This is a genomic window from Chryseobacterium sp. JUb7, from assembly GCF_024806495.1.
GTDB lineage: Bacteria > Bacteroidota > Bacteroidia > Flavobacteriales > Weeksellaceae > Chryseobacterium.
Genome location: NZ_JANUFF010000024.1, coordinates 1 through 12354, shown reverse-complemented (window position 1 = coordinate 12354; position 12354 = coordinate 1). Strand labels below are relative to the sequence as shown.

The window sequence follows — 12354 nt, the reverse complement described above, 5'->3', positions numbered from 1 at the left end:
ATGCGAAGATTCTTGATAAGAAAGTGAGTGATGATATGGCGGTTTTAAGAAGCAAGCTGGAGAGTAGCGAGTTTAATTGATATTAAAATAATGATGATATTATGCATGCTAGGTTCACTCCCCACAATTCAATGTTAGGGTTTTCATGTGCCGGAGTTATTGAATATTTAGAAAAAGAAAATCAGGAAAGAGACCAAAATTTGTTAAAAAATAATGAGTCTAAAGATGATATATCTAAATCACTATATGAAAACGAAGAGAAAGAATCTGACCCTAATGAAAAGTTTTTTTAGAAGATGGGAACGCTCGGAATGATGATCAAAAACTCATAAATATTAATGAAACTTTTGTAGAAAATGAAGTTGAGAATAGAGATGTCAACGTTTCTCCATCCTCTTTATTAAATGATGGACAGGATCATGATTTTATAAAAGATCAGAATAGTTTTTTCTCAAATGATTCAAATAAATTTTACAAAGCTTCGGAAGTATCTGATATGATTGATAATAATATTTCTGATCGACATAATTCTAAATCAAGCGCATTTTTTATGCTTAATATTTCGCCACCAAAGCAAGAAATAGATCACTTAAAAATATTAGCAGAATCCAAAATGGCTGAAGAGGGAATCGATCAAAAATTTATTTTAGAAGCGGAAAAAACTGATGAAGGGAAGGAACAGATTTCACAAATAAAAAATGATCTTATGCATCAGCTTTTGAGGGACTATTCAAAAGAAGTTATGAAAGAATATGCTGATAGTTTCGGAAGAGAAATTTATACAAATCCTGATAAGCTGCCAACGCAAACTGAAGAAAAAAAAATATACATGGAGATTAATACAGAACTGGAATCAAGAGACCTATCAAAAATAAATCCTGAATTCACAGCGCGGTATGAAAGTGAAAAATCTAGGCAATTAGTAAAATATAATAAAAGTAAAAATTCATTATCAAAATCTGAGCTCAATACTTTAAATAGTGATGTCAAAAAGGCTTTGGAAAAAGAAGGAATATCGAAAATAAATCCTGAATATCAAAATGAATTTTCCAGATTAAAAATAAAAAAAGCAAAGCTTATCAATAAAGATTATAGTACAAGGAAACTCACTGAGAAAGATCTTGTATGGTTTGCAAAAGTGGAAGAGCAAAGAACCTATAAAGCTACAGATCGATGGGTTCAGGAAAATAAAAAAATACTATCTCAAATTAAGGAAATTTAAGATAACAAGTCCTTGGGAAATACTGACCGGGCTAAACTCATTAAGCTTAATAATTCCTTACATTTAGATCGTGTCACCCAACAAATAGTAAAAGAGGGAATGAAAAAAGGTGGAGATCAATATCATGTTCATATTGTAGTCAGCAGGTATGATAATACGCCTGATAAAAGGCATAAAATGTCCCTATCTCCATTAAGTAATAAGAAGCAGGGTAACCAGGCTGATAATTTGAGAAAGGAAGGTTTTGATAGAGATAATTTTTTTTCAAAATTGGAAAATAGGTTTGACGAAAAATATAATTTTGAAAGGGAAAACTATCGCTCGTATGACCATTTTAAGAGTAAAATAGTCTAACAAAATCTTTGCTAAAACAGCCCGCCAATATACTTCAGAAGCCTATTTCCATGGTTAAAAATGAGCTAAGGAAAACGAGTGGTATTAACGAATTATCTAAAATAAATCCACTAAAAGATATTCCTTTAAATATCCCGGCTACACCACAACAAGCGGCGATAAAAGCCGCAAAATTAGCTATTAAATATGCTAAAAAAGCGATTGACTTGGGAAGATAAAACTGATTAAGGAATTTACCTTAATCAGTTGCTTTGAAAAAAAAGTAGTCCGGTATTTGGACTTCTACATTTTTTCTACATCTTACTGTATATAATATTTTATGTAAAAGAGGATGTCTCAAATTTGAGACATCCTCTATATATTATTTACTATAATTTATTTCTTCCAGATGTTCTTTAACAATATTATAATATTTCTTACCGTCTGGCTCTTGCATAAATTTTTCCACGACTTCATTTAGGCTATCATAATCTTTTTTAGCTTTCAAAAAAGTTGTTAAATATTTAAATTTATCAACAGATGTTGACCAAGTAAAATCTCCTTTTATCAAACTATTCATGAGATCATCATCCGTTAAACGTTTATCAATTTCAGGTAAAATTATATTTTGAATATTATCTGATATATTTGAAATAATTCCACTTAAATTATCATCTGTTTTAATCCTCCACCAAAAATCTGGTTGATTAGGCATAAAATCTCCAATTCTTACTTGCCATTGGCAAGCCCATACATCTTGCACTTCAGAATTATCATAATCAAAATCTACAACTTTCCCCAAAAAATCAGAATAAATACCAAAATTAATAGTGGATTTTGTTTCATCTTTATTGCTATCTTGACTTTTTTGAAAGTTTATAATTCCATAATTTTTATCGGGATTTATAAAAAAGGTATTTCCTTTCTTTCTGTATCCTTTTTCTTTAAGAAATGGTGCAATCCCCTTAATAATTTCCTTAAAATTGTCCCAAATACAATGATTGATTTTTTAAACTATATACATAGAAAACAAAAAGATGAAATTCTTACAGAGTTTGAAGATGACAAAGTAGCAAAACAATATTTAGATTTTTTGGAAAAAAAAGAGTTTATATTTTATTCAACAAATAGTTATTTTCCGGATCTTTCTCTACGTAGTATTAATGAAGATACTTCGAGTATTTATTTTGTTACTATAGTTTTTTCACAATTCATAAATGAAAATTTAGATCAAATTATATCTAATCTTAATGGGTTAGGTGTTAAAAGGTTACATTTCCATTTAACAGATGAAGACAGTATGAGTGTAATTTGGAATATTTTAAATCTTCTTAAATTTTCAAGAATTACTAACCTGTCTTTTACAATTCCATATCAAAAGATTGATAAGGAAATATATAAAGATAATAGACTGAAAACTGTTTACCTATATAATTCTCCGAAAGAAAAAACAATTAGAAATTTTGAGGTTTCTAGTTTTTTTATAAAAAAGAATAGTAATAATTTATTTACACCGAAGTTTGGGCTAAACACAGTAGACGTTAATACTAATACTTTTAATATTGCCAATAACTATAATTTATCACTATATAAAACAATATTTGTAGATGGAAATGGAATTATAAGGTTTAATAATTTGGACAGAGTAAACTATGGAAATATTACAAATTCATTGCATGACATAGAAACGAAAACAATCAAAAAATTATCAAAAATTTGGAATATTCAAAAAAAAGATATTTTTCCTTGTAATAATTGTGAATTTAGATTTTGTTGTTCTGCTACTTACATCCCTAAAAAAGAAAATGATAAATTTGAGATAGAATGCAATTATAATCCATATAATACAGAATTAACTTAATATGCAAAAAAAAATAGTGTTAATGATAATTTTTGCTTTGTGTTTTTCTTTACAGAGTTGTAATAATTATTATTTTTTAAATCATTCTAAACATTCAATGAATGACGGACCTTATGGTATTCATACGTTTCAATTTTCTAATGAAAGTCTTGAGTTTACAATGTATGGGGATTATGTTTATAATAAAGTCGAAAAAGACTTAATATATTTTAAAACAAAAAATGTTAATAGTATCTTAAAATCTCATTTTAATAAGACTTTTACTCAACAGTTTTTATTTATGTACACTTTTATTGGTACATATAATAACCTATTAGGTTTTTATTATGAGAGTGTTTCATTAGAAGATATAAGAAATTATAACCTTAAAGAATCTGGAGTTGATTTAGGCAATGGTATTATGTATAATTATAACTTTGGTAAATTTGCTGTCGTAGATATATTTAGGAAAACTGACAAAGGTGTCATTCGATTTGTTAACATTAATAATCCAAAGGAAATTGACCCGGATAGAAAAAAATTTCATCGCGAAGTAAATGGACTTTTCTTTAAACTCAACCAAAATTTATGGGATAACCCACCAATGATAAAATAAATACCATGTATAAAAAATCCCTCACACTATTCGTACTCTTATTTATAACAAAATTGTTTTATTCACAGAGTATAAAAATTAATTATGATATGAAGTTTAAGGAAGATTCTACGAATTCCGAGATTACCTACAAAAAGATGGTTTTATTAATTAAAGGTCAAGAATCTAAATTTTTATCAGAAAAACAATATGAAGTAGACTCAATTAAAAGTTCCGGATTTAAAGGATTTATTGTAGGGGATAATACCTTTATGGTCATTAAATCCCCTCAAATAACTTCCAAATTTTATTTTCAGCTTAGAGACGTGTATAAAATATCCGAACCTATACAATTAGATTGGAAAATAGAAAATGAAACGATAAAAAAGAACGGCTACAATTGCCAAAAAGCAACTCTTAATTACAAAGGGAGAATTTGGGAAGCTTGGTTTACAAAAGATATTCCTTTTCAAGAAGGTCCTTATATTTTCAAAGGGTTACCAGGATTAATAATTTATATGATTGATAAAACAAAGTCATATGAATTTTCATTTAATGAATTAAGAAAAAAATCTGATCTTGTAGATTTTGAAAATATTAAACCTAAGCCACTTGAAGTATCAAAAGGTGAACTAAAAAAAATACTTTTAGCATACTACAATGATCCTTACAGAGAAATGAAAACCGGTAATGTAAAAGCTAAATTTAAAGATGAAAATGGAAAAGATATCGAGCCTGATTTTAGAAAAATGACAAAGGAAATGCAAGAGTATTTAAAACAAAAAAATAATCCAGTAGAATTGTCAGAAGCTATTGTATACCCTTAAATTGCTCTAATTGATAATTCATCACTAAAATTTTAATTTAGTATGAAATTACCTACTGAGATTAAAGACAAATATCTAAAGTCAGTACTTTTTAATACTTCTTTAAAAAACCTTCCTGGGGAAGAATGGAAAGTGATAGAAAATTTTGAAAACTATGCCATATCCAATTATGGAAGAATTAAAAGCCTGCAGCGTTCTGTTATTAACGCTTATGGGGGAATCCGAAATAGAGAAGAGCAAATTAAATTATCTCATGTTTTCAGGTATTTTAATAAATATCTGAAAAAACATTTTTACAATGTAAGATGTACATTGTCGTCTGAAGGAAAAAAGTACGGTAAATCAGTAGCCCGTTTGGTATACTACCATTTTGTAGAATCGTTTAATATGGATGATAAAACGTTTATGATATCCTTTAAGGACGACAATAGATTTCATGTTCACGCGGATAATCTTGAAAAATTATCGGTAAGCGATGTTCATCGTAAGACCCTGAATTCAGGAAGAGGGAATAAAGGAGATTATTATCAGGCAGTAAGCCAGCATACATTGCAGGGGAATTTTGTGGCTTCATTTGACAGTATTTATCAGGCGAGTGAGACGCTTGGTATCGCTCACACTTATATACTTTCTGTAATTAAAAAAGATAGATTTAGCGCGGGAGGCTTCAGATGGTTTGTAAAGGATTATATACCTTTAAAACAGAACTTTATAAAAGAAAGAAAACGTACATCTAATATCATTTTTAATAAAAATCTTTGGGCTAGATTGGGTAAGCCTAGGGTCAATAAAAAAAATCCACCTGCCTGCATGAACTTATCTTTAAAAGATATGCCCGGGGAATTGTGGAAACCCCTACCCAATTTTGAAAACGAATTCTGTATCTCTAGTAAAGGAAGAATAAAAAGATTGTATAGCTGGACCGAAAATGAAAATACAGCTTTCACCCATGAGAAAATACTTTCTCTTTACGTAGATATTTATGATAAGAATTCTTACTATCTGTATGCAAATTTAAGCTACAATGGAAAACCTGCCCAGATTAGAATTAACCGATATCTTTATTATTGTTTTGTAAAAGAATTTGATCTGAATAGCAGATCCTTTATTGTTGTTAATAAAAATAATCCTCCTTGGGATTTAGATGTTGCTCAATTAAAACTGCAGTCATCTTCATATCATTTGAATAGAATACAATAAAATATAAAGAGGCTGTCTAAGGAGAGACAGCCTCAATTAAAAACACAAACTGAAAAAATAAATTACCTGAATTTATTTTGCCAAAATTTGTTGATAGCTCAGCTCAGTATAAAGGGCAGATTACATTCTGCCCAATAATAGTTATTTGAAATAAATGGCTCAACTGTTGTATTACTTCGAAGTTTTAGAATAATTTTTTGTTCAAGGATTATGCTAAGCTCTTCAATGTAAGTCCCATATTTTTTTTCCTTTAAATAATACTTTTCTACTTTTTTGTAAATGTTCTTGAATGTTATTTTCTTTTCTTTTAGGAGCTTTTGATCCAATAAGACATTCAGATCAAAAAATGTAAAAAAATGCCTTTCATAGAATAATATAGGTTCATCGAACGGATGAAAATAATACTTTCTAGTAAAAGTCCACTCAGCACTTGGAAAAAATTTTATGTAGGTCTTCGCCTATAAAGTACAACATAGCAATTAAAAGTTTTTTTCTGTCTTCTTTGGATAAAGTTTTTGATATCTTTTCTGCATCATCGTAGAAGGTAGTTTCATTATAAATTAACCCTAACCCGCTTAAAATTGTATTCATATTATCCCTAGTGAACGATTCCTTGTTCATCCAGTTTTTGTATCTAAAATAAGAAGTGTCATTTTCTGGTAAGAGTGGAAATGAATTATTAGAAAACATTTCATCACAGAAGTTACTAGATATTACTTTTATTAACTCAATTAAATTCACTAAGATCTGTTGCCCTGACGGATTTTTTTATGAAGTTAATTTCTGAATAAAATGTTGCTAACATTATAAAGGCTCCTCCCACTAATATCCGTATTGTAATAAGTTCATCAAGAATAAAATAGGATGCAATAGTTCCAAAAATTGGTTCAAACAAGTAAATTATTGCGACTTTCTCGGCATTGATATACTTTTGCGCTAACATAGAAATAGTATACATATATGCTGTAGAGAATAAAGCACAAAATATTACTGATAGCCAGAAATCGCTGTCATTGGGAAGCCAATTTGTAGTAGTCTCTGTACTCGTATAACAGAAAGATAATAATGAACAGATTGCAAACATGGGTATTATTGTAGTTACAATATCTATATTTTTGTTTTCTCTTTCTACCTGTATCAGATAAAGGCTAAAACCTAATGTCCCCAGCATTGTATAAATCGAACCTTTGTTGATTTTTAAATCATTCGTTAATGCAATAATACATAAGCCTGTTAACGCTATAAGTGAGGCTATCCATATTTTATTTGGAATTCTTATTTTGTAAAATATCCATTTCAAAAGGGGTACTACAATTACACATAAACCTGCTATAAAGGTACATTGTGATGCTTCAATATATTTTAATCCTAAAGTCTGAAAGACAATACCTAGCATTAACGGGATGGCAAGTTTGGAACTAACTTTTAATGTTCTTAGATTGATTAATTTTAAATATTTTGAAAAAAATACTGCTAAAACAACCGTTGCAATCAGGAACCTATAGGATAAAAATAAAGCTAAAGGTGAACTTGTTACTGCATTCTTTGTAACTGGAAAAGAGATACCCCAAAAGGCTGTACCTATAATAAGCAGTATATAATATATGTTTTTCTTTTGCATTTTCTTAAATTGCATTAATGGATTTATATCAGTTAAAATATTTTCTTGCTCTAGCTAAAGAGTTACATTTTTGGAATACGGCTTCTAAAATGAATATTACTCAATCAGCCTTAACCCGAAACATTCAGTCATTAGAAAAAGAGTTAGGGGTTCAACTTTTTTTTCGTGATAAAAGGAATGTTAAGCTTACCCCTGCCGGAATATTTTTACAGGAAAAGTGGAGTGCTGAGCTTGATCAATTGCAGACAATTCATAAAGCTGCACAACAAATCCATTTAGGAGAAATGGGAGCGATTAAAATTGCTCATCCTGATTCTATTTCATCATCAATTTTGCCTGATTTAATAGATCGCATTCTAAAAAAGTTTCCTAATCTCAGCATAGAACTGATCCAATTGGCCTATGAAAATCAAGATGACTATCTTAAAAACTATAAAATAGATATCGCACTTACGAGAGATGTCAATCAGTCATCAATTCTCAGTTCCCGTAAAGTGTCCTCCGAAAATCTGGCTCTTATTGTTCCTGAAAAACACTATTTTAATACATTATCAGATCTCTCTACAGAATCGCTGCTTAAAGAGAAATTTATTTTAACCACTAGTGATTATGAGAGCAGTTATACCTCAAAAATTGATGAAATTTTTTCGTTCTATAAAATAAGTCCTAAACCTTACATCCTCAGTGAATTTGGATCAACTATTATTTCCTTGGTGAAAAAAGGTTTGGGCATTTCTATTCTTCCTCATTCCTATTCATTAAACACCAATGATGGGGTCAAATTTATTACTCTTCCTTTTGAAAGCGAATTATTTATTACATGGCGAAAAGATGATCATAATCCTATTATAAATAATGTTTTACAATTAATTTAACCTTTAACTATTTTGCGAAGTTAGGTTCTTTTTTAATTCAGAAAAATGCTATTTTGTAATAGTTTAATGCGTTTAGTGTATCAGTGGAGGTATTGTTTTAATAATAAATCTCCACTGTCATTATGATTTTCAGCTACATTTTCGGAGTGGTATTGCCAATTTCTGAAAGTACTAGTTCAGTTTACAAATGAAAATGATAAGCATTAATTTAAACCACAACAATGGAATTCCCTCCGCCCAAAAAAGTGTTTAATATTTAGTTTTGTTTTTATCAGCAAAATAGGTAAATGCGATAATTGATGCGATAACGATTAGATTTATAATTATTTGATAGTGAAATTGTGTCCTTTTGTAAAAATCTAAAACAAAAAAGGCGACAACAAGTAGGTATATAAAAGCTTTCGTGTTATTAGTCCCGATTACTTGTGGTAAAGTTTTAAGTTGAGAGTCATCAGAACCAAGATCAATAATTTCAAAAATTAAGATCAAAATGAGAGTCAAAATAAAGCGCTGTATGAACGCAAAAATTACATAGGGCTGTAAAGGGGCGTTTGATTCTAAAATTGGTAAAAGAAGAGTTATCGCAGACCAGCAAATTGATACGATATAAATTTTGATACCTGCCCTGTTTCTGAGGTTAAGTTTGCTTTTACCAAAAGGGATAACATATAAGCTATTTAAAATGGCAAACAGAAAAATTGTTATTTGTGTCCTGTAATTAAAAGTGAAGTAATAATATATAGACGCAATCAATCCAATAATTGTAAAAATAATTATAGACTGTAATGTCTTTTTAAAGTGTATATGTGTACGCACGTATTCATAGTACTTTGTGATATTATAACTAGACATCGTAGCGCAAAAAACAAAAATCAAAAGGCTATAGTTATACTCTAATTTTGCATAATAATTTGTAACTCCAACCAATGCAACTGCAGCTGCAGCAACATGAAAGCTGGAGTTAATATACCAATCAATAGCCCCCTTAAAAAAGTTTTGATTCATAGCAATGAGGAGCAATTACATTTTTACAGCTCTTTTTTCATCATAATATCTGTCTGCTCATCATCTCCAAGAACAAATATATGTTTGTCAAATTCGACAAAGCCGTTTTTCTTGTAAAAGTTTATTGCTCTAGGGTTTTCCTCCCATACGCCTAGCCACACATATTTAGCAAGTGATTTAGCAGCTATTTCTATGGCGTGATCATAAAGCAGTTGACCGACTTTCTTACCATGATATTTGCTTAATACATATATACGTTCAATTTCAAGACCTTTATTGTCTTTTAGCTCTGTTTGAGCATTACCAAAGTTGATTTTAAGGTATCCTATTATGTCACCATCATCAATAGCAAAGTAAAACTCAGAATTTTCATCAGCCAATTCATCCAGTAATTTTTCTTCTGAAAAACCCTCTCGCAAGTATTTTTCCATATTTTCTTTTGAATTGCTTTCTGAAAAAGTTTCTTCAAAAGTTTTTCTTCCAATTTGTTGAAGTGCAATTAGGTTATCTGTGTTTACTTTGCGTACTATTATATTATTCATTGATAAATAAGTTAATTTAGATAAATAAAAATATAACAAATTTAAGTCCTGTAGATTTTAGGTTAATAGTCCAATTCTTATAAAGTCTATAGTCCAATTATTTATTATAAAACAATTCTTTTAAGAATATCAATACTTTGTGAGAGATTATTTGTCGTTGAGGACGCAAAACCCAATCTTGTTGCATTTTTATTAGAGCTGGCATATTTGTGAACGCTCCCATCAGAAAAGTATAATCCTTTTGAATACGCTTGCTCAGTAATTTTTTTCAAATCTAGGTTTTTTTCAAACTCAGCCCATACAGTCATACCTCCCTCTGGTACTGAAAAGTTTATGATATCACCCAACTCATTTTTCAACAAGGAACAAAAATAATCTCGCCTTTCATGATACACCGATAATGCCTTTCGAGTATAGCGTTGAACCGTTCCATCTGTTAGTATTTCTGCCATTGCATTATCCAATATATGATCACCTTGACGATCCAGTAGAATTCTAACATTAGCAAGATGTTCAATTACATTTTCAGAAGCTACCAGATATCCCATACGAAAGGCCGGCGAAAAACTTTTACTAAATGAACCACAATAGATAACCATCCCATTTTCATCTGCACTTGCTAAAGGTAAGAGAGGACGATTATTGTAATGGAAATCAAAATCATAATCATCTTCAAAAATGATGAAACCATATTCATTGGCTAGCCTTAGAAGCTCAAGTCTTCTGTCAATACGCAATGAGACAGTAGTAGGATAGTGGTGATGAGGAGTCACATATACCATTCTGACTTTGGTTTTTCTACATATATTTTCCAATTCCTCTATAATAATTCCATTTTCATCTATAGGGATGCCAATATGCTTTGCCCTAGCGTGCAGAAAATTATGTTCTGCACGCTGCCATCCTGGAATTCCAGATACAATGACATCTCCCGGATTGATTAATGATGTGCAGACGAGATTTATTCCCATTAAAGTTCCACGAATGGATAGGATATTTTTTTTTGTAGTTTTTAAATTTCTGGTTTCATTTAAATATTTAGATATTGAATCTCTATACATTTCTGAGCCATCTGGAGAGCCGTAAGCACCAAATTTATCATACAGGCCACTACGTGTGAGCTGGTTGCGATATGCTCTGTAAAGTTCTTGTAAAGGAGCTTGTTTTGGATCAGGATATCCATCATCCAAATGTAGCATTGAGGTGGGTATAAAATAAGGATTTGCCACGTATTGATTGTCATTCACCTTAAATCCAGCTGTTTTTAATCCAAGTTGAATAATGGATTCTTGAAGCTTTTTGGGCTTAAATGTGGGAATACGAGAAGAGACAAAAGTTCCTCGTCCTACAAAACTTTCTAACCATCCTTGAGCTTGCAATTCTTCAAAGGCTTTGGATACTGTAACTCTATTAACTCCTAACATTTTTGAAATTTCCCTTGATGACGGAAGTTTTTGATTAGATCCTAATTTCCCATTCTTAATAAGAATGAGGATTTCATCTGAAATTTGCAGATAGACAGGTCTGTCATTATGATTATTTATTAATATCTGACTAAACAAAGTTTTAATAATTGGACTATTCATAATGTTAATATTGGACTACAAATATAAACCAATTTGCTTTTATTTTTGTATCATAAAATTTTTTATTACAAATCTTTAAAATACTTTTTATGAATAAAAATGAAATTATAATCAGAAAAGCAGTTGAATCGGATAGTGACAAGGTTTGGGTTCTTATGAAAGAACTTGCCGTTTTTGAACATTATATAGATTCATTCGCAATCACCCCTGAGATTGTGAGAAATAGTGGATTTAGAAAAACGCCTCCTGATTTTTATTGTATTGTTGCCGAGAATGGTGATGAGATTGCAGGAATGTTGGTGTATTATTTTCTTCCCTATACTGCAGAAAATCGACCTGCAATTTATCTAAAGGAATTATACGTTGATAATCATTATAGAGGCCAAAAGATAGGAGAGAAATTGATGAATGCATTGAAAGAGGAAGCAAAACAGCATAATTGTACACAGATCAAATGGACTGTTGCACCTTGGAACGAGTCAGGTAAAAGATTTTACGAACGTTTGGGTGCAAAGGAGAATACAGAGTGGCTCAGCTACGAATGGAGTATTTACTCCGCCAGTTGGGAAACAAAAATAAGCTAAAACGCTGTAAACATCAATGTTTACAGCGTTTTTTTGTTTTAGCGCTGGTATCAAAAAAAATCAAAATAGGTCACGATATTTATGACCTTTTTATGACCTATCTTAAAAACTTGAAAATAGGTCA

The 12354-nt window shown here is 30.2% G+C and carries 14 protein-coding genes; 9 read left to right on the top strand and 5 right to left on the bottom strand.

Annotated features, from left to right (window positions below; all coding sequences use genetic code 11):
* Positions 1-328: 328 nt before the first annotated feature.
* The 3 genes from M2373_RS22360 to M2373_RS22350 all read left to right on the top strand — a co-directional run bounded on the left by M2373_RS22360 (position 329) and on the right by M2373_RS22350 (position 1794).
* A complete protein-coding gene (locus tag M2373_RS22360) occupies positions 329-1222 on the top strand; it encodes a DUF5712 family protein (protein ID WP_310468869.1) in 894 nt (297 codons plus the stop codon).
* Positions 1223-1321: 99 nt separating this feature from the next.
* Positions 1322-1576: a DUF5712 family protein gene (locus tag M2373_RS22355; protein ID WP_409013229.1), complete on the top strand. Its 255-nt coding sequence runs from the start codon at positions 1322-1324 to the stop codon at positions 1574-1576.
* 8 nt (positions 1577-1584) lie between these two features.
* Positions 1585-1794: a hypothetical protein gene (locus M2373_RS22350; protein ID WP_259113686.1), complete on the top strand. Its 210-nt coding sequence runs from the start codon at positions 1585-1587 to the stop codon at positions 1792-1794.
* 143 nt (positions 1795-1937) lie between these two features.
* Here M2373_RS22350 and M2373_RS22345 read toward each other — a convergent pair whose 3' ends face one another.
* Entirely contained in the window at positions 1938-2516 is a 579-nt protein-coding gene (locus M2373_RS22345) for a DUF4304 domain-containing protein (RefSeq protein WP_259113689.1), read from the bottom strand.
* Between the two features lie 36 nt (positions 2517-2552).
* On the opposite strand from M2373_RS22345, the gene M2373_RS22340 reads away from it, so the two are divergent.
* The 4 genes from M2373_RS22340 (at position 2553) to M2373_RS22325 (ending at position 6017) form a co-directional block, all read left to right on the top strand.
* Positions 2553-3416, top strand: a complete 864-nt coding sequence (locus M2373_RS22340) for a hypothetical protein (protein WP_259113684.1) — start codon at positions 2553-2555, stop codon at positions 3414-3416.
* Positions 3417-3513: 97 nt separating this feature from the next.
* The gene (locus tag M2373_RS22335) at positions 3514-4011 is read left to right on the top strand and encodes a hypothetical protein (protein ID WP_259113682.1); all 498 of its coding nucleotides are present in this window, start codon (positions 3514-3516) and stop codon (positions 4009-4011) included.
* Between the two features lie 5 nt (positions 4012-4016).
* On the top strand, positions 4017-4817 hold the full coding sequence (locus tag M2373_RS22330) for a GLPGLI family protein (RefSeq protein ID WP_259113679.1): 801 nt from the start codon (positions 4017-4019) through the stop codon (positions 4815-4817).
* A gap of 42 nt (positions 4818-4859) precedes the next feature.
* Positions 4860-6017 carry an NUMOD4 domain-containing protein gene (locus M2373_RS22325; RefSeq protein WP_259113677.1) on the top strand — a complete coding sequence of 386 codons (1158 nt, stop codon included), beginning with the start codon at positions 4860-4862 and terminating at the stop codon, positions 6015-6017.
* A 727-nt stretch (positions 6018-6744) separates the two neighbouring features.
* Here the strand turns inward: M2373_RS22325 and M2373_RS22320 are convergent.
* On the bottom strand, positions 6745-7638 hold the full coding sequence (locus M2373_RS22320) for a DMT family transporter (protein ID WP_259113676.1): 894 nt from the start codon (positions 7636-7638) through the stop codon (positions 6745-6747).
* Positions 7639-7655: 17 nt separating this feature from the next.
* On the opposite strand from M2373_RS22320, the gene M2373_RS22315 reads away from it, so the two are divergent.
* Entirely contained in the window at positions 7656-8513 is an 858-nt protein-coding gene (locus M2373_RS22315; protein WP_259113673.1) for a LysR family transcriptional regulator, read from the top strand.
* Between the two features lie 249 nt (positions 8514-8762).
* Here the strand turns inward: M2373_RS22315 and M2373_RS22310 are convergent, their stop codons facing one another.
* The 3 genes from M2373_RS22310 to M2373_RS22300 all read right to left on the bottom strand — a co-directional run bounded on the left by M2373_RS22310 (position 8763) and on the right by M2373_RS22300 (position 11646).
* On the bottom strand, positions 8763-9518 hold the full coding sequence (locus M2373_RS22310) for a hypothetical protein (protein ID WP_259113671.1): 756 nt from the start codon (positions 9516-9518) through the stop codon (positions 8763-8765).
* A 23-nt stretch (positions 9519-9541) separates the two neighbouring features.
* A complete protein-coding gene (locus M2373_RS22305; RefSeq protein ID WP_259113669.1) occupies positions 9542-10060 on the bottom strand; it encodes a GNAT family N-acetyltransferase in 519 nt (172 codons plus the stop codon).
* 104 nt (positions 10061-10164) lie between these two features.
* Positions 10165-11646 (bottom strand): PLP-dependent aminotransferase family protein, encoded by a 1482-nt coding sequence (locus M2373_RS22300; RefSeq protein ID WP_259113667.1) that lies wholly within the window; start codon positions 11644-11646, stop codon positions 10165-10167.
* Between the two features lie 89 nt (positions 11647-11735).
* Here M2373_RS22300 and M2373_RS22295 point away from each other — a divergent pair, with 89 nt between their 5' ends.
* On the top strand, positions 11736-12230 hold the full coding sequence (locus M2373_RS22295) for a GNAT family N-acetyltransferase (protein ID WP_259113665.1): 495 nt from the start codon (positions 11736-11738) through the stop codon (positions 12228-12230).
* Positions 12231-12354 lie beyond the last annotated feature (124 nt).